The sequence below is a fragment of the Paracoccus salipaludis genome (assembly GCF_002287065.1).
GTDB classification, from domain to species: Bacteria; Pseudomonadota; Alphaproteobacteria; order Rhodobacterales; family Rhodobacteraceae; genus Paracoccus; species Paracoccus salipaludis.
The window spans coordinates 294,648-310,669 of sequence record NZ_NSJZ01000001.1 but is presented as its reverse complement, the minus strand read 5'-3'; the positions used below and the strand labels follow the sequence as shown (position 1 = coordinate 310,669).

Annotated in this window: 17 protein-coding genes and 1 tRNA gene; 6 read left to right on the top strand and 12 right to left on the bottom strand. The window is 64.7% G+C overall.

Translation table 11 applies throughout. The features are described from left to right. Nucleotides 1-50: 50 nt before the first annotated feature. A complete protein-coding gene (locus CK240_RS01495) occupies nucleotides 51-293 on the bottom strand; it encodes a helix-turn-helix domain-containing protein (protein WP_095638555.1) in 243 nt (80 codons plus the stop codon). Between the two features lie 210 nt (nucleotides 294-503). Between CK240_RS01495 and CK240_RS18130 the strand changes: the two genes are divergently transcribed. Next, entirely contained in the window at nucleotides 504-1,235 is a 732-nt protein-coding gene (locus CK240_RS18130; RefSeq protein WP_135058772.1) for a helix-hairpin-helix domain-containing protein, read from the top strand. Nucleotides 1,236-1,362: 127 nt separating this feature from the next. Here CK240_RS18130 and CK240_RS01485 read toward each other — a convergent pair whose 3' ends face one another. Then, the gene (locus CK240_RS01485) at nucleotides 1,363-2,538 is read right to left on the bottom strand and encodes an IS5 family transposase (protein WP_095638553.1); all 1,176 of its coding nucleotides are present in this window, start codon (nucleotides 2,536-2,538) and stop codon (nucleotides 1,363-1,365) included. 477 nt (nucleotides 2,539-3,015) lie between these two features. On the opposite strand from CK240_RS01485, the gene CK240_RS18125 reads away from it, so the two are divergent. After that, a complete protein-coding gene (locus tag CK240_RS18125; RefSeq protein WP_135058771.1) occupies nucleotides 3,016-3,810 on the top strand; it encodes a pPIWI-associating nuclease domain-containing protein in 795 nt (264 codons plus the stop codon). A 19-nt stretch (nucleotides 3,811-3,829) separates the two neighbouring features. On the opposite strand, the gene CK240_RS01475 is transcribed toward CK240_RS18125, so the two are convergent. The 4 genes from CK240_RS01475 to leuB all read right to left on the bottom strand — a co-directional run bounded on the left by CK240_RS01475 (nucleotide 3,830) and on the right by leuB (nucleotide 8,607). After that, on the bottom strand, nucleotides 3,830-5,839 hold the full coding sequence (locus CK240_RS01475) for an ATP-binding protein (protein WP_095638551.1): 2,010 nt from the start codon (nucleotides 5,837-5,839) through the stop codon (nucleotides 3,830-3,832). A gap of 570 nt (nucleotides 5,840-6,409) precedes the next feature. Then, a tRNA-Pro gene (locus CK240_RS01470) sits at nucleotides 6,410-6,486 on the bottom strand. Between the two features lie 48 nt (nucleotides 6,487-6,534). Then, complete coding sequence (locus CK240_RS01465) at nucleotides 6,535-7,476, bottom strand: DMT family transporter (protein WP_095638550.1); 942 nt, start codon at nucleotides 7,474-7,476, stop codon at nucleotides 6,535-6,537. A 6-nt stretch (nucleotides 7,477-7,482) separates the two neighbouring features. Beyond that, nucleotides 7,483-8,607 (bottom strand): 3-isopropylmalate dehydrogenase, encoded by a 1,125-nt coding sequence (gene leuB / locus CK240_RS01460; RefSeq protein WP_095638549.1) that lies wholly within the window; start codon nucleotides 8,605-8,607, stop codon nucleotides 7,483-7,485. 143 nt (nucleotides 8,608-8,750) lie between these two features. On the opposite strand from leuB, the gene CK240_RS01455 reads away from it, so the two are divergent. Further along, nucleotides 8,751-9,149 (top strand): hypothetical protein, encoded by a 399-nt coding sequence (locus CK240_RS01455; RefSeq protein WP_095638548.1) that lies wholly within the window; start codon nucleotides 8,751-8,753, stop codon nucleotides 9,147-9,149. On the opposite strand, the gene CK240_RS18580 is transcribed toward CK240_RS01455, so the two are convergent. The 4 genes from CK240_RS18580 to leuC are packed head-to-tail and all read right to left on the bottom strand — an operon-like array spanning nucleotide 9,103 to nucleotide 12,252. Further along, nucleotides 9,103-9,603: an endonuclease/exonuclease/phosphatase family protein gene (locus tag CK240_RS18580; RefSeq protein ID WP_338048838.1), complete on the bottom strand. Its 501-nt coding sequence runs from the start codon at nucleotides 9,601-9,603 to the stop codon at nucleotides 9,103-9,105. The genes CK240_RS01455 and CK240_RS18580 overlap by 47 nt on opposite strands. Next, a complete protein-coding gene (locus tag CK240_RS19510) occupies nucleotides 9,522-10,196 on the bottom strand; it encodes an endonuclease/exonuclease/phosphatase family protein (protein ID WP_338048836.1) in 675 nt (224 codons plus the stop codon). Before CK240_RS19510 ends, CK240_RS18580 begins: the two co-directional genes overlap by 82 nt. After that, nucleotides 10,187-10,792, bottom strand: coding sequence for a 3-isopropylmalate dehydratase small subunit (leuD, locus tag CK240_RS01445; RefSeq protein WP_095638547.1), 606 nt, complete (start codon nucleotides 10,790-10,792; stop codon nucleotides 10,187-10,189). Before leuD ends, CK240_RS19510 begins: the two co-directional genes overlap by 10 nt. 17 nt (nucleotides 10,793-10,809) lie before the next feature. After that, complete coding sequence (gene leuC / locus CK240_RS01440) at nucleotides 10,810-12,252, bottom strand: 3-isopropylmalate dehydratase large subunit (protein ID WP_095638546.1); 1,443 nt, start codon at nucleotides 12,250-12,252, stop codon at nucleotides 10,810-10,812. Between the two features lie 372 nt (nucleotides 12,253-12,624). Here leuC and rsfS point away from each other — a divergent pair, with 372 nt between their 5' ends. Beyond that, nucleotides 12,625-13,026 carry a ribosome silencing factor gene (rsfS, locus tag CK240_RS01430; protein ID WP_095638544.1) on the top strand — a complete coding sequence of 134 codons (402 nt, stop codon included), beginning with the start codon at nucleotides 12,625-12,627 and terminating at the stop codon, nucleotides 13,024-13,026. A 7-nt stretch (nucleotides 13,027-13,033) separates the two neighbouring features. Then, on the top strand, nucleotides 13,034-13,510 hold the full coding sequence (rlmH, locus tag CK240_RS01425) for a 23S rRNA (pseudouridine(1915)-N(3))-methyltransferase RlmH (RefSeq protein ID WP_095638543.1): 477 nt from the start codon (nucleotides 13,034-13,036) through the stop codon (nucleotides 13,508-13,510). A gap of 15 nt (nucleotides 13,511-13,525) precedes the next feature. On the opposite strand, the gene CK240_RS01420 is transcribed toward rlmH, so the two are convergent. Beyond that, nucleotides 13,526-14,350: an LOG family protein gene (locus tag CK240_RS01420; RefSeq protein WP_095638542.1), complete on the bottom strand. Its 825-nt coding sequence runs from the start codon at nucleotides 14,348-14,350 to the stop codon at nucleotides 13,526-13,528. Between the two features lie 97 nt (nucleotides 14,351-14,447). Between CK240_RS01420 and dapD the strand changes: the two genes are divergently transcribed. Further along, nucleotides 14,448-15,272, top strand: a complete 825-nt coding sequence (gene dapD, locus CK240_RS01415; protein ID WP_095638541.1) for a 2,3,4,5-tetrahydropyridine-2,6-dicarboxylate N-succinyltransferase — start codon at nucleotides 14,448-14,450, stop codon at nucleotides 15,270-15,272. Here dapD and CK240_RS01410 read toward each other — a convergent pair whose 3' ends face one another. Beyond that, nucleotides 15,273-15,965, bottom strand: coding sequence for a fumarylacetoacetate hydrolase family protein (locus CK240_RS01410; protein ID WP_240517237.1), 693 nt, complete (start codon nucleotides 15,963-15,965; stop codon nucleotides 15,273-15,275). It abuts the gene before it with no gap. Between the last annotated feature and the right edge of the window lie 57 nt (nucleotides 15,966-16,022).

Genomic DNA, 16,022 nt, shown 5'->3' with positions numbered 1-16,022 from the left:
CCTAAAAGGGGCTTCCTGTTACAGCAGGGGCCTCTTTTTCCATTCCCTTGTCAGTCGTGCTGGTTGGCTGGTTCCTCCTCTACATCATAACGGTCCGGGAAGAGCTCCTGCGGTGTCGTGCCGAGCTGACCTGCGATCTCGCTCTGCACGCGATGTGACCGGCGGTAGCCTTGGCTGACCACGGTCACGCTGCTCTGGGATATGCCGAGCGCGCGGGCGACCCCCGCCATCGAAGATCCCGCCAGTCGGAGCCGGCACTTGAGACGTTCGTGGTTCTGCAGATCGACCTTCATGGCCGGGCAAGTCCTTGGACTGCGTAGTTGCTCCTGCCGCAGTGATTCGCAGAAGCGGCTCGTCGGCAAGTGTCAGGCGGGCACCCTGTGCGTTTGTCGCACTTTGACCCTGCTGGCCGCGGCCAAAGTACGAAGCTTCTCCGAAATCAGCTTGGCCCTTTGCAGGTGCCGTCAGAATAATGTGGATAAAGGCACGGGGGGCGATGGGGAATGTCGAGCGACGCAGAGGTGGGAAACGATGGCCTTACCGAAGACCAGCGCGCGGAGTTGGCCGAGTTGCGAAAACAACATGCCTCCGCTCAGGCCCTTGCTGCCCAACATAGGGCTGCTATCGATGAGCTCGAGCGCATAAGCGATGAAGCTGTAGTTGCGCCAATGATGAATACGGTTCGGCGGCGGCGGTCAAAGACGGAAGAGCAGGAGATATCTCTTGTTGCCGAGGAACCGAGGCACTGGATTCTCCCAGAGCCCGCACGCTTTATGGTGATCCAGAGTAGGATCATCAGTTCAGACGATCTTTCGAACCCACCTCTGAAGCCGCCACTCCCTGACTCTGCCGAGCTGCGCGAGCGCTATGAAACGGTCCGATCGATCAACAGCTTCGCCTTCGGCCTTGGCCTGCAGCGCGCTGATGCCATCAAGGCACTGAAGAACGCAGGCATTGACATCTATGAAGAGATCGCGCGCGCTTGGCAGAAAGGCACCTCAGTCCGCGAACTCAGCCGGTGCCATGGCGTCGGCCGAGATACCATTTCACGGTGGATCAGGCGAACCGGGCGGGCTGTGCCCATCGCAAACAGCCGCAAGCGCTATGACGAGCAGGTTGTCGTCAATGTTTACCAGGAAACGCGCTCATGCAACCGTGCGGCCAAGGCGGCGCACGTCGCATGGCGCACAGCCAAGATGGTCCTGGTGCGACATGGCTTGTGGGCCGACGAATGACTTACGAACTTCTACTCTTAACAGGCTGCTGAAGAAGTCGGGCAGCGGGACGGTTTTTCCGATCTGCCGGGTTTGACGACTGCTGCTGGGGCCGGGCGGGACGGCGCGCTCGTGCTCGTTCCCCCGATCACGCGGCCAGCAGTCGAGGCAGTCGGGCGAGGTTGCAGGCGACCATGGTGAGGGTGAACCTGGCTCGGACGCGCTCGACGCCGCGATAGACGGTCTGGGCCATGCCGCCCACGGTCTTGGCCCAGCCGAAGGGCTCCTCGATCTTCTTGCGGCGCTTCTGCGAGGCGGAATAGCCGGGATGACGGGTGGTGCGTCCGTCGATGGCGGAGTGCCGTGCCTTTCGGGCGACATGCGGGGTCACGCAGGCTTGGCGGAGATCGGCGACAAAGTCGGCGCTGTCGTAGCCCTTGTCGGCGCCGAGGGTCAGGCGGCGCGTCGCGCCCGGCGAGTGGCGGTGGATCATGTCGAGCGCGGCGCGGCGCTCCGCATGGCCATCGGCCTGGGTCAGGTCAGCCTGGACGACCAGGCCGCTGCGGTTCTCCATCAGCGTGTGCCCCATGAAGCAGAGCAGCGCGCCTGCGCCAGGCGACTTCTTGTAAAGCCGCGCCTCGGGGTCGGTGGTCGAGGCATGCGTGGCGTTCGAGCGCTTCTCGCCCCGGAAGTCGACTTCGGCATTACGATCCTGGCGGACGGGGCGGGTCATCGGGGTGGTCTCGGTCTCGGGCTGTGGCTGGTTGGGGGTGTCTGCGGAGCGGGGGCTGGGCGGATCACTCGGGCCGCGGTCATCGTCGGGCAGTGCGCCCCCTCCCTTCGGCTGGAAGCTCTTCATCGACGCCCAGGCTTTCACCAGCGTGCCGTCGACCGAGAAGTGCTCGTCCGACAGCAGCGGCGCCACCTCGCGGTGCGCGAGGATCGCCGCAAGGAACTTCCGGGCCATGTCGGTCGTGAGCAGGCGGTCACGGTTCTTGGAAAACACCGTCGGCACCCAGACCGGATCGTCGATGCCGAGCCCGATGAACCACCGAAACAGCAGGTTGTAGTGCATCTGCTCCATCAGCTGGCGCTCGGAGCGAACCGAGAACAGGATCTGCAGGAGGCTGGCCCGCAGCAGCCGCTCCGGCGCGATGGAGGGGCGGCCCTCGACCGCATAGAGCCGGTCAAACTCGCAATCGAGACTGGTCAGCGCCTCGTTGACGATCCGCCGGATCTTGCGCAGCGGGTGCCGGGCGGGGATGCGCTCCTCAACATCGACATAGCTGAACAGCGATCCCGTCACCTTGTCTGTCCCGCGCATCCTCGCCTCCGCAAACGCAGCAGTGAGGATGAATCATGTCCCGGAAACGGCGTCGAGGGTCGACTTCTTCAGCAGCCTGTTAAGGGTTCTGGAGGCGCTTGCCAGCCCAGGAGTATGACGCCTCATCGCCGCGAAACTTGGTTCTCAGCTAAAGCGCGGCAGTTGTCGTACTGGTGATCATGGATTTGTCGGTTAGAAGCTGTTCGAAACGCATGCGAAGGGCGACCTCGACTGACACAATGGGCGGAGAGTGGCCATTCGCTTCCCTCGGCCGCAAGGCCCGAAATGGGCGGTGATCTGACTTGGGGCCGATGCAACTATGCCCAGTGATATGACGCTGAACCGGCGAGGTCATAAGGGAGCGATTGCGTTCGTTCGAACTATTTCTATAACAGAAATGCCAAATACCCATCAGGCAAGATTGGGCGTCGAGACAATGGGCGCATCCTGCTGCCTCTACTCTAGAAAGGTGATCACGTGACCGTCGAGGATCGTCTTCCGGATCAATTTTCCCGGGACTTGCTTGCGGGCAGTCTCATGGTCGCCAACGATCAGAACAATCCTGTTCGTTTGCATCTCGCCGCGGCCGGACTTCGAGAATTGTTCGGGCATATCCTGCATGCGGACGCGCCAGATGATGAAGTGCGCGCATGCGCTTGGTTTAAGCAGGAGCCAAACACGAAAACTGTTACACGGCGCCAAAAGGCCATCTATTCTACTCAAGGCGGCCTGTCAGACGCATTTGTCGAACAGCTGGGATTGGACGTCGACGATTTGCACCGCGCGGCGATTCGATCGATTGAAGCCCTGAACAAGGCAACGCATGTTCGGCCCGACACGTTGGTAAACGACAAGGCGACCATTAAGTCATTTATTGATGAAGCCTTGGTAGCGCTTGAGGGCTTACTTGCGTCATTTTCTGAAGGACGAAGTGCCGTTAAAGAGGCCTTGGTCGCCGATATCTATCGCGCGATGTCGAACGCGTTGATCGAGCAGACCTTCGACGACATCGATATTTTGGCAGGCAAGGGGTACGAAATCGACCCTTGGATTGACGATGCTGAAATCCAAGTCGAGGCATTGCGCTCAAAGGTGATTGTTGTGAGTTTTTCTGGCGTAGCACATGTTACCCTGCACTATGGCTCCAAGCACGACGCGGCGGAAATTCAACACGATTTCCCATTCTGGTTGCGGTTCGAAGCTCCAGTAGAAAAGCCTACCGAGCTCACCCTGGTTGCCAATCATTTCGACGATACGTCTTGGTACAGTTAAACAGAGTTCTGACCGAAGCCTACTCCGCCGCTACGTCTTCTTTCGCATCAAGGGCCGAGATTCGTTCCTTGACCTCCTCACTTAGATAGTCTGCGTTAATAGTACGCAGATACCGCAAAGCTTCTTTGTCGTTGGCCTGATACTCCAAGCGGCGTTTGTAAAAGGTCAGACGCCCCTCAGCCTCCTGGATGATCTCTCCCCAGGTCTTGGCCCAGACACGTATCTTGATCGGGTCATCAATTTCGAGGACCAGCCCAAGGGGCTTGTCTTTTTGCCGCGCCTCGAACTCCGCATCTTTTGTGAAGCGGTTGGCGACGGCAACAAAATCCCACTCGACGTTCGAGTGCTTGAAACGGTCATCAAGCGCCACGGCCTTTGCGTACTTCTTGACTTGGTTAATGACGTCTTCGTTAAGGTTCTGACTTGGGCGCTTTAGCTCTATGACGAGGTGTTTTCGCTCTTCGTCGGTGGCCGTAGGCATCCGGCAAGAAAGCATCAGATCAACAATAGCGGCTTTGCCTTCGGCGTCGAGAACTGGTGCATTTGGCGCGAGTGTCGCCCGAGCAGTGCCATTGTCACTGTCACTACCCAGTAATTCAATATGGCTGCGCAATACTGCGGACAGATCCTCGTCGTCGTTCATCAGATTGAACTGTTCCCCGAAAATCCATGTCTCTTGGGCGATAATTCTGTGAAGTTGCGATCGTTCGAGGAGCTGACGTTTGGATTTCGAGTCAAATACTAAAATCTGCAGGGCACGCACAAATTCAAGACGATCGGTGACCGCTTTCGCGGCATTGATAACTGCCGTAAGAGATGTTTTTCGAAGTAGGTCTGACAGTTCCTCTTGCTTGGCCTTGGGAAGGTCTACGACACTCTCAAGAATTGCAGGCAGGGTTCCGGGGCCAGTTTCAATTGCGGCCTTTACGAGTTGAAGGATTAACTTTTGCTGCTTGGGCGGAGCCTTTTCGAAGTCTGGGCTATAGTCGGCCAAATTCAATGCTACGACATCGAAGACCTGTCTTTCGTTAATTTCGATGGGATCAGACGCTTTTCCTTCATAGGGATAGATTTTGGCCGCTTTCCACTCCTGGATTTTACCACGAGAACGCTCTGCTTCACGCTCGCGAAAGTGCTCGCGCAACTTGGCCTTCGTCGCCTCGACAAGTGCCATGGAGGGCGGATCGAGCTCTACCAGTCCTTCCGTGTTATCGTCCGCAAGGTCCTGAAAATGGTCTGCCGTCAAATATGCGGTAAAGTCGAAGCCGCGGGCATGAATTCCAGGAGCCATTTCGTGGAAACTGAAACGGCCGGGCAGGCAAAGCATTAGCTTCCGTTCGACCTTTTTTTTCCACTCGATGATGTCGAGCGTGGCTTGGTATTCATGGCCATCTTCGGTGATCGCCGTAATTTTATATGACGTTACGTCGCGGATTGCGTCTCGTGCATCTATCTCTTCGCCATCATAGATGATACGGAAGGCGGGATCTTCGTAGAGTTGGAGCGCGAACACATCCCTGACCTGCTCGGCGAACCTGTCTGTCGACCATATTTCAAAATCTCGAACGATATTCTCGATTTCTACAGTGCAGCCAGTGTTCGCTGACGGGACTGTATCTGAAATCATAAAGCGCTTCAGATCAGATTTTTTACCGCTGATCGAGAACTTCTTTCCGGCATGATGAGATATCCACGTTACACGTTCCCCGAGTGCGAATGCCTTGAAACGTCCTTGCCCCTTTTCCCCATGAATCGACCTCCCGCCTTCAGTCTTAATTGCGCGCTTTTTCCAAGAGCCACCCAACGACTGGAAGAACGTTTCGACCTCGTCAGCGGGAATCCCGTTTCCATCGTCCACCACTCGAATGACGCCGAGCTTTGTAAGTTGACCCGCTTCTAGCTCGACCTTTACTTCGCGCGCATCCGCATCGTAGGCGTTCCAGATAAGTTCCGAGATGGCTGCCAGAGGTTTCGCGGTCGTAATGCGCTGAATGTGATCATTCTCAACTTTAATCTCGATCTGCTGCACAGATGGGGCCTCGGCGAGCGTTTCATTCTCAAACTAGTCCCATTTGCCGAAAGCGTTTTCAACCGGAAAGATCAGCGCCCCACCCTCGTTCCTCGTAAGATCGGTCGAAGTCTGTGCGTCTAAGACGTCGCCTTGCCACGTGTCGTCACCCCGCGGGCAGATAGCACTCCGCGATCACCTGTTTCCCCTCCCAATGCGCGAGCCGTGCGATGACACCGATGGACTTCTGGGTGTATCCCCGCAACTCGGCAAAGGTCGTTGTGCCATTCCGTGCGAGAAGTGTCGAAAGTCAGTCCGAGAGCTGGGCTCGACCGTGCTCGTCGGTCTCGGTGGCAAGCGGGTTCAGGTCCGCATTAGCGATCTCAGCCTGTCATAGCTGGTGCAAAGAGCACGAACGGCAGGTCTGGTGAATTCAGTAGGGTAGTGCGGCGCCCTCGCGAGCGACCGCAAAGAGCCGAATGCGACGAGCATCGGACTCCCAACCTGCCTCGCATAACGACAGCCTCTATGCCGCAAGGGCAGGATAGTGTCCAAAAAGGAAGACTACTGTGGCAAACCACAGTTGTGAAATGGTCGGAGCGAGAGGATTCGAACCTCCGACCCCCTGCTCCCGAAGCAGGTGCGCTACCAGGCTGCGCTACGCTCCGACCGTGACGGGGCAGGTATCGCGGGGCGCGCGCGATTGCAAGGGGAAATCAGCGGCGCAGAAGGCGGCGGAAGCCCGAGATGCTGGGAGAGGGCAACCCCTCGCCGCTGGCCTCGGCCTGCAGGACGAGGCGGTGGGCCGCCGGGGCCCGTGTCTCGCGCCACAGGATGTAGAGCCCCGAGCCCACGATGACCGTGATCCCCAGCAGCGTGGCGCTGTCGGGCAGTTCCGAAAACAGCAGCCAGCCGTAAAGCGTGGCCCACAGGATCTGGCTGTACTGCATGGGCGCGACCACGGCGGCCTCGGCCGCGCGATAGGCGCGCACGTTCAGCACCGCCCCGATCAGGCCGAACAGCGCGACCAGCCCGGCAAGGCCAAGGTCCGCGCCCGGCATCGGCCGGTAGACGAAGGGCAGCGCCAGTGTGCAGAGCCCGAGGTTCAGCAGCACCGGCCAGAGGACAAGGACCAGCGTGCGCTCGGACCCGCCCAGGCGGCGCGCGATGACCGCCGACAGCGCCCCGCAAAGCGCCGTGACGATGGCGCAGAGATGGCCGAGGCCAAGCTGCGCCTGCCCGGGCCGCAGCACGATCAGCACGCCCGCGAGGCCCAGCAGCACCGCGACAAGCCGGTGCGGGCCGATCCGCTCGCCCAGCATGGGCACCGACAGCAGGGTGATCAGCAGCGGCATGGTGAAAAGGATGGCATAAACCTGCGTCAGCGGCAGCAGCGCGAAGGCCGTCATCGCGCTGAGCACGTTCAGCGTCATGCAGAGCGTCCTGAGCCCGACCCAGCCGGGGTGGCGGGGCCAGAGGCTGACCTTTGGCCGCCGCGCCGCCACGACCGCCAGCACCGGCAGGGACAGAAGCGCCACGAAGAAGGCGGTTTGCAGGGGCGAATAGCTCGCCCCCAGCAGCTTGATGACGGCGTCGTGGGTCGCATAGGCGCCCATCGCGCCAAGGCCCAGCGCGGCGCCCGCCAGGTTGCCGCGCATGGGGGATCAGCCCGCCGCCAGCGCCGCGACGATCCGGTCGCCCATCTCGGCGGTGCCGATGGGGGTGCCGCCCTCGGGGCCCATCAGGTCGGCCGTACGGGCGCCCTCGGCCAGCACGCGCTCGACGGCGGCTTCCAGTTCGTCGGCCGCGGCGCCCTCGTTGTAGGAATAGCGCAGCGCCATGGCGAAGGAGAGGATGCAGGCGATGGGGTTGGCCTTGCCCTGCCCCGCGATGTCGGGGGCCGAGCCGTGCACCGGCTCGTACATCGCCTTCGGGCGGCCGTTCGCCATCGGCAGGCCGAGGCTGGCCGAGGGCAGCATCCCCAGCGAACCGGTCAGCATCGCCGCCGCGTCCGACAGGATGTCGCCGAACAGGTTGTCGGTCACGATCACGTCGAACTGCGAGGGGCGGCGGACCAGCTGCATGGCGCCGTTGTCGGCATACATGTGGGTCAGCTCGACCTCCGGGTATTCGTTGTCATGGACCCACTGCACTTCCTCGCGCCAGAGGACGCCCGATTCCATGACATTGGCCTTTTCCATGGAACACACGCGGTTCTTGCGCTTCTTCGCCAGTTCAAAGGCCGCGCGGGCCACGCGCCGGATCTCTCCGCTGGTGTAGCGCTGGGTGTTGATGCCGACGCGGCCGCCCTCGTTGTCGGGGTTGTTGCCGTCGGAATGGATGCCGCGCGGCTCTCCGAAATAGACGCCCGAGGTCAGCTCGCGCACGATCAGGATATCGAGCCCGGCCACGATCTCGCGCTTGAGCGACGAGAAATCCGCCAGCGCGTCGAAGCACTGCGCGGGGCGCAGGTTGGCGAACAGGTCCATTTCCTTGCGCAGCCGCAGCAGGGCACGTTCCGGCTTCACGCTGAAGTCGAGGTTGTCATAGGCCGGGCCGCCCACGGCCCCCAGCAGAACTGCGTCCACGGACTGCGCCTTGGCCATCGTCTCGTCGGTGATGGGCTTGCCATGCACGTCATAGGCCGCGCCGCCGACAAGGTCCTCGGACACGTCGAAGCGCATCCCGCGGCTCGACTGGAACCAGTCGATGACCTTGCGCACCTCTGCCATGACTTCGGGGCCGATGCCGTCGCCCGGCAGGATCAGAAGGGAGTAGCTGTCGCTCATCTTGCGCCTTTGTGTGTTCGGGGATGCGGGTCGCGTCCCGCCTAGCCCTGCCCCGCGCGAGGGTCAAGTTCACGGCCATTTGGGTTGCAGCCCGCGCCTGCGTCCTGTCGGTAGGACCCATGCCCCCTGACCGGAGACGGACGATGAAACCCATGCTTGCCGCCGCCCTGCTGGCGACTGCCAGCGGCGCCGCCTGGGCCGACGGAGGGATGACCGTGCCGCTGCCCGACACCTCGGGACTTGCGGCGGACGAGGCGCGGGCGCTGATCACGGAAGTGGCGCAGGTCAATGTCATCACTTCGAACTGCCCGGCCTATCCGGTGTCGGATGCCGAATGGACGCTGATCGCGGGCACGGGCGACAAGCTGGCGGCGCAGCTGGGGCTGGACGCCTCGGCCTATGACAAGCAGTTCTACGGCCCGGCCTTCCAGCTTCTGGACGATCCCGGCACCTGCGACCGCATCGGACCCAAGGCAAAGCCGCTGATCGCGCGGCTCAAGGCGATGGGCGGGGGGACGACGCCCCTGTCGCGGTCCCAGTAGGACCGAGGTCGAGGTCCACCCAGACCAGCCGGTGGGGCGAGGCGGTGGCTGCGGTCTCGGCCAGGGGCTGCCCCGGCGCGGGCCACAGCACGCCCGAGCCCGTCACCGTCAGATCGGGCGAGGGCAGCACCACGTCCACCCGCAGGTTCCCCGGCCCGTCCGCATCCGGCCAGTCGGCGGTGTCGAGCGCCGGGTCGCCCTTCTGCGCGGCATTGGCGCCTTCCCGCGGGGCCATCGCGGCCCCCTCGCTTTTCGGCCGGGGGTCCTGCACGCGGGCCAGCAGTGCGGCCATGCCTTCTCGCCGCCCGTCGCCATCCACGGGGTCAAGGTTGGTGTCGCCCATGAGGACGAAGCGTTCGGGCGGCAGGCGCGTCAGCCAGAACGCCGCCTCGTCATGGTTTCGGCGGCCGTTCCGGTCCTCGGGTCCGTGAAGACGGGCGGAGTCGCCGACCAGGCCAGCAGCGTCAGCGTCGCGCCGCCCACAGTCACCGGCACTTCCCAGTGCGCGGTCGAGGACAGGCGCTGCACCTCGGCCACCTCGGGCGGCACGGCGGGCATCAGGTTTCCCGGCAGGTCGCGCCACAGCAGGGCCGAGTGGTCCGTGACCTCGCCCAGCGGCAGGCGCGACAGCAGCGCCATGCCCCCCTGCCCCGAGAACAGCCCGAAACCCTGCGCGTCGTCGCCCGTCCCCATGCGCCCATCGCCGTCCAGATCGAGTCCGGTCGCCATCCCGCTGTTGGGACGGCCCGCGTGGCGGTGAGGATAGTCCGCGCCGGCAGCCTTCAGCAGATCGGCAAAGGCGGACAGGGCCGCGCCGTCGCCGTCCCAGTCGAAGCCGGTCAGCAGCAGCACGTCGGCGTCCGCCGCCGCGATCACCTGAACGGCCGCCGCGACCTGTTCGTCCCTGCCCGACAGGATGTCGCGCAGCAGAAGCCCCGGCCCGTCGCGCGACAGGTCGGGACTGTAGGTGGCGATGCGGACGGGGTCCGCCAGCGCCGGCCCCGAGGCCAGCGCCAGCGCAAGGCCGAGCGCGGTTCTCAGACCCAAGGCTGGGATTGGGCGATCCGCGCCTCGTAAGCCTCGATCGCGGGGGCCTTCTCCATGGTCAGGCCGATGTCGTCCAGCCCGTTCAGCAGGCAGTGCTTGCGATGCGGGTCCATCTCGAAGGGATAGGCCGTGCCATCCGCGCCGGTCACCGTCTGCGATTCAAGATCGACCGTCAGGCGCGCGTTGGCGCCGTTCTCGGCGTCCTTCATCAGCGCCTCGACCGCGTCGGGCGGCAGGACGATGGGCAGGATGCCGTTCTTGAAGCAGTTGTTGTAGAAGATGTCCGCGAAGCTGGTCGAGATCACGCAGCGGATGCCGTAGTCCAGCAGCGCCCAGGGCGCGTGTTCACGCGACGAGCCGCAGCCGAAGTTGTCGCCCGCCACGATGATCTGCGCGTCCCGATACGCGGGCTTGTTCAGCACGAAGGCCGGGTTTTCGGTCCCGTCGGGGAAATAGCGCATCTCGTCGAACAGGTTCTTCCCCAGTCCCGAACGATGGATCGTCTTCAGGAACTGCTTGGGGATGATCATGTCGGTGTCGATGTTGACCAGCGGCATGGGTGCGGCGATGCCGGTCAGGGTGGTGAACTTGTCCATGTCGTCCTCGTCTTCCCTCAGGCATCCACCGGCGCGGCCATCAGCTCGCGCACGTCGGTCAGGTGGCCGGTCACGGCCGCCGCCGCCGCCATCACCGGGCTCATCAGGTGGGTGCGCCCGCCCCGGCCCATCCGGCCCTCGAAGTTGCGGTTCGAGGTCGCCGCGCAGCGTTCCCCCGGCGCCAGCTGGTCGGGGTTCATGCCCAGGCACATGGAACAGCCCGCAAGCCGCCATTCGAAGCCCGCGTCGGTGAAGATCCTGTCCAGACCCTCCTCCTCGGCCTGCATCCTGACAAGGCCCGAGCCGGGGACGACCATCCCCCGCACGCCGGGCGCCAGATGCTTGCCGCGCAGCACTTCGGCCGCGGCGCGCAGGTCCTCGATCCGGCCGTTGGTGCAGGAGCCGATGAAGACCGCGTCCACCTTGATGTCGGTCAGCTTCATGCCGGGCTTGAGGCCCATGTAGTCCAGCGAGCGGCGGGCGGCCTCGACCTTGCCACCGCCGAAGTCCTGGGGGGCCGGGACGGTGGCGCCGATCGGCAGCACGTCCTCGGGCGAGGTGCCCCAGGTCACGACCGGCTCGATGTCCTCGCCCCGGATCGTCACGACCTTGTCCCAATGCGCGCCCTCGTCCGAGAACAGCGTCTTCCACCAGGCGAGCGCGGCCTCCCATGCCGCGCCCTTCGGCGCATGGGGACGGCCTTTCACATATTCGAAGGTCTTCTCGTCCGGCGCGATCAGGCCGGCGCGGGCGCCGCCCTCGATCGCCATGTTGCAGACGGTCATGCGGCCTTCCATGGACAGGTCGCGGATCGCCTGCCCGCAGTATTCGATGACATAGCCGGTGCCGCCCGCCGTGCCGGTGTGGCCGATGATCGACAGCGTGATGTCCTTGGCCGTCACACCGGGGCGCAGCTTGCCGGTGATCTCGACCTTCATGTTCTTGGATTTCTTCTGGATCAGCGTCTGGGTGGCCAGCACATGCTCGACCTCGGAGGTGCCGATCCCGTGCGCCAGCGCGCCGAAGGCCCCATGCGTGGCCGTGTGGCTGTCGCCGCAGACGACGGTCATGCCGGGCAGCGTCCAGCCCTGTTCGGGGCCGACGATATGGACGATCCCCTGCCGGATGTCGTTCATCGGGTAATAGTTCACGCCGAAGTCGCGGGCGTTCCTGTCAAGCTCGGCGACCTGGATGCGGCCTTCCGGGTTCTCGATCCCGACGACCCGGTCGGGCGTGGTCGGCACGTTGTGGTCGGGCACGGCGATGGTCTGGTCGGGGCGGCGCACCTTGCGGCCCGACATCCGCAGCCCTTCGAAGGCCTGCGGGCTGGTCACCTCGTGGACAAGGTGGCGGTCGATGTACAGCAGGCAGGTGCCGTCGGGCTGGCGGTCGACGACATGGGCGTCGAAGATCTTGTCGTAAAGCGTGCGGGGGCCGCTATGGGTCGGGGTGCCGGTCATGGCTGTCTCTTTCGGAAGGGATGGCGATCGAGGGAAAGCAGGCGCGCAAGGGCGCAGGGCGGGCCTGCCTCACAGTCGCGCGGTCACCGTCCGGGTCACGCCGTAGAATCGGCCGGGCAGACGAGCGCGATCATGGATGTCGAAGAACCGGATCATGGGCCCTAGATACGCCCTTGACGCCGCGTCCTGCAAGGGGTTGGCGGGTTTGTGCGGGCCGCATGACCGGTTTCCGGCCGCCCCGGCGCGGAAACTGCGTCCGCGACGGTTGAGAACAGCCTGTCGCGTGCTATCTTTATCCCCATCCCGGCGCCGGGGAAGATCGGCGCGCTGACCGGAGGAAGTCCCCTGTCCACCACCGTCCCGTCGGCCGAAGTGCCGGCCGCGACCACCGCGGAAAGCAGCGACCAGTTGCTTGCCCGCATCCTCGCCTCGCTTGATGACGACAAGGCCGAGGACATCGTCACCATCGACCTGCGCGGGCGTTCCGCCATGGCCGACCACATGGTCATCGCCTCGGGCCGCAGCTCGCGCCAAGTGGCGTCCATCGCCCAGAAGCTGGTTGACCGCCTCAAGACCGAATGCGGGCGCTCGGCCCGGATCGAGGGCAAGGACACCGGCGACTGGGTGCTGATCGACACCGACGACGTCATTGTCCATGTCTTCCGCCCCGAGGTGCGCGAGTTCTACCAGCTCGAGAAGATGTGGATGCCTGCCGACGCGCTGGCCACCCTGCGGGGCGGCGCGGCCCCTGACGCCCAGCCGCTGACGCAGTAGGCCAGCGATGCTTCGGGTCCGCATCGCCGCGGTCGGGCGGCTGGCCGCGCGTGCGCCCGAGGCAGCGCTGATCCAGGACTATCTCGGCCGGTTCGCCCAGACCGGCCGCCCGCTCGGCCTCGGTCCCGCCGAGATGGCCGAGGTCGAGGACCGCAAGGGCGGCGGCAAGCCCGCCGAGGCCGCCCTGCTTTCCCGCCAGATCCCCGACGGTGCCGCGGTGATCGCGCTGGACGAACGCGGCCGGCTCTTGTCCTCGCCCGACTTCGCCGCGGCCCTTGCCCGCTTCCGCGACGATGGCCGGTCCGACGCCGTGTTCCTGATCGGGGGCGCGGACGGGCTGGACCCTTCGCTGCGCGACCGCGCCGACCTGATGCTGTCCTTCGGCGCGATGGTCTGGCCGCACATGCTGGCCCGCGTCATGCTGGCCGAGCAGCTTTACAGGGCGGCGACGGTCCTGGCCGGATCGCCCTATCACCGGGTCTGACCGGCCCCTTTCCCGTTACCCCAGATCGAAGGCGTCGATGGCGGCAATCGCCTCCTCGGCGGTTTCGACGAAGGTGAACAGCCCGAGGTCCTCGGGGCTGATGGTGCCCGCCTCGGCCAGCGCCTGCCAGTCGATGATCCGGTTCCAGAACTCGGTCCCGAACAACAGGAAGGGGACGGGCTTCATCCGCCCGGTCTGGATCAGCGTCAGCGCCTCGAACATCTCGTCCAGCGTGCCGAAGCCGCCGGGGAAGATGGTGATCGCCCGCGCGCGCATCAGGAAATGCATCTTGCGGATGGCGAAATAATGGAAGTTGAACGCCAGGTCCGGCGTCACGTACAGGTTCGGCGCCTGCTCGTGCGGCAGCACGATCCCCAGCCCGATGGACTGGCCGCCCGCCTCGTAGGCGCCCTTGTTCCCGGCCTCCATCACCCCGGGTCCGCCGCCCGTGCAGATCACCCATTCGCGCCCGTAGCTGGCGATGGACCGCTGCGTGATGAGATGCGCGAAGTGCTCGGCCTCGGCGTAATAGGTGGACAGCGCCGCCAGGGTGGGCGTGCGTGCACGGTTCGCGTGCTCTGGCGCCGGGATGCGTGCGCCGCCGAACATCACCACGGTCGAGGCGACGCCGCGCTCGTCCATGATCATCTGCGGCTTCAGCAGTTCCAGTTGCAGGCGGACCGGGCGCAGTTCCTCGCGCAGCAGGAACTCCGTGTCGGTGAAGGCCAGCCGGTAGGAAGGCGAGCGCGTCTGCGGCGTCGAGGGGTCATGCGCCGCGACGATCGCGTCCTGTTGGCTGTGGCGCAGGGTGTGGCTGCGTTCGTCGTCGGGGGGCGTCATCAGAACCTCAATGCTGGCCACCGGCGTTGCACGGTGCTGACCCCCCGCTTATAGCCCAACGGCAAGGATTTCCACCCGACCGCCAGAAAGGGCCGCCATGTCGTACGCCGCGCTTGAAACCGCCATCGAAGCCGCATGGGAGGCACGCGACCGCATCACCCCCGCCACCACCGGCGAGACGCGGGACGCCATCGAGGCCACGCTCGAGGCGCTGGACCGGGGCGAGCTGCGCGTGGCGGAAAAGCGCGGGGCCGACTGGCACGTCAACCAGTGGGCCAAGAAGGCCGTGCTGCTGGGCTTCCGCCTGAAGGACATGGAACTGCACCCGGGCGGCCCGCAGGGCGGCACCTGGTGGGACAAGGTGGACAGCAAGTTCAAGGACTGGGACGAGGCCCGCTGGCGCGAGGCGGGCTTCCGCGCCGTGCCGAACGCGGTCGTCCGCCGTTCCGCCCATATCGCCCGAGGCGTCGTGCTGATGCCGTCCTTCGTGAACCTCGGCGCCCATGTCGATGAGGGCACGATGGTGGACACCTGGGCGACCGTCGGCTCCTGCGCCCAGATCGGCAAGCGCGTCCACCTGTCGGGCGGCGTCGGCATCGGCGGCGTGCTGGAACCCATGCAGGCCGGTCCGACGATCATCGAGGACGACTGCTTCATCGGCGCCCGGTCCGAGGTCGTCGAGGGCGTGATCGTGCGCGAGGGATCGGTTCTCGGGATGGGCGTCTTCATCGGCCAGTCCACCAAGATCGTGGACCGCGAAACCGGCGAGGTCATGTATGGCGAAGTCCCCGCCGGCTCGGTCGTGGTCGCGGGCTCGATGCCCTCGAAGAACGGCGTCAACCTTTACTGCGCGGTGATCGTCAAGCGGGTCGATGCCAGAACCCGCTCGAAGACCTCGATCAACGAGCTTCTGCGCGACTGATCACGCGGCGGGGCCGATGGCGACGTCCAGCGGCTCCAGCCCCTCGACCCGCGCCTCCAGCCGGTCGCCGGGCTGGACGGCGCCCACGCCCGCGGGCGTGCCGGTATAGATCAGGTCGCCCGGCTGAAGGTGGTAATAGCGCGACAGGTCCGCGATCAGCTCGGGGATCGACCAGACCATGTCGGACAGGGGCGCGTCCTGCCGCGGTTCGCCGTTCACATGCAGGGTGATGCGCTGTTCGCCGGGCTGGAAGGCTGCGGCCGGGGTGAGCGCGCCGATCACGGCCGAGTTCTCGACATCCTTGCCAAGATCCCAGGGCCGCTGCTTGGACTTGGCCACCGCCTGAAGGTCGCGGCGGGTCATGTCGAGGCCGACCGCATAGCCCCAGACGCAGCCCATCGCCTCGTCGGGGTCGATGCGGAAGGCCGGGCGGCCCAGCGCCACGACCAGCTCGACCTCGTGGTGATAATCTCCGGTGCCGGGCGGATAGGGCAGCGTGCCGGCGCCGGCCAGCGAAAAGGCCGACTTGGTGAAGTAGAAGGGCGCCTCGCGGTCCACCTCGACCCCCATCTCGGCGGCATGGGCGGCATAGTTGCGTCCCACGCAGAAGATGCGGCGGACGGGGAAGGCCGCCGCCTCGCCGCTGACGGGAACGGTCGGCGGGACGGGGGCGGGGAAGATCGTTGCGGTCACGGGCGCGCTCCTTCTTTTGCGCCGCATCGAGAGCCGAGGCGCGCGCCGCCGTCAAGC

Excerpts from the sequence above, each read along its gene's own strand:
- CK240_RS01495 (WP_095638555.1), bottom strand. The coding sequence starts at position 293 with ATGAAGGTCGATCTGCAGAACCACGAACGTCTCAAGTGCCGGCTCCGA.
- CK240_RS18130 (WP_135058772.1), top strand. The coding sequence starts at position 504 with ATGTCGAGCGACGCAGAGGTGGGAAACGATGGCCTTACCGAAGACCAG.
- CK240_RS01485 (WP_095638553.1), bottom strand. The coding sequence starts at position 2,538 with ATGCGCGGGACAGACAAGGTGACGGGATCGCTGTTCAGCTATGTCGAT.
- CK240_RS01465 (WP_095638550.1), bottom strand. The coding sequence starts at position 7,476 with ATGCGCGGCAACCTGGCGGGCGCCGCGCTGGGCCTTGGCGCGATGGGC.
- leuB (WP_095638549.1), bottom strand. The coding sequence starts at position 8,607 with ATGAGCGACAGCTACTCCCTTCTGATCCTGCCGGGCGACGGCATCGGC.
- CK240_RS01455 (WP_095638548.1), top strand. The coding sequence starts at position 8,751 with ATGAAACCCATGCTTGCCGCCGCCCTGCTGGCGACTGCCAGCGGCGCC.
- leuD (WP_095638547.1), bottom strand. The coding sequence starts at position 10,792 with ATGGACAAGTTCACCACCCTGACCGGCATCGCCGCACCCATGCCGCTG.
- leuC (WP_095638546.1), bottom strand. The coding sequence starts at position 12,252 with ATGACCGGCACCCCGACCCATAGCGGCCCCCGCACGCTTTACGACAAG.
- rlmH (WP_095638543.1), top strand. The coding sequence starts at position 13,034 with ATGCTTCGGGTCCGCATCGCCGCGGTCGGGCGGCTGGCCGCGCGTGCG.
- CK240_RS01420 (WP_095638542.1), bottom strand. The coding sequence starts at position 14,350 with ATGACGCCCCCCGACGACGAACGCAGCCACACCCTGCGCCACAGCCAA.
- dapD (WP_095638541.1), top strand. The coding sequence starts at position 14,448 with ATGTCGTACGCCGCGCTTGAAACCGCCATCGAAGCCGCATGGGAGGCA.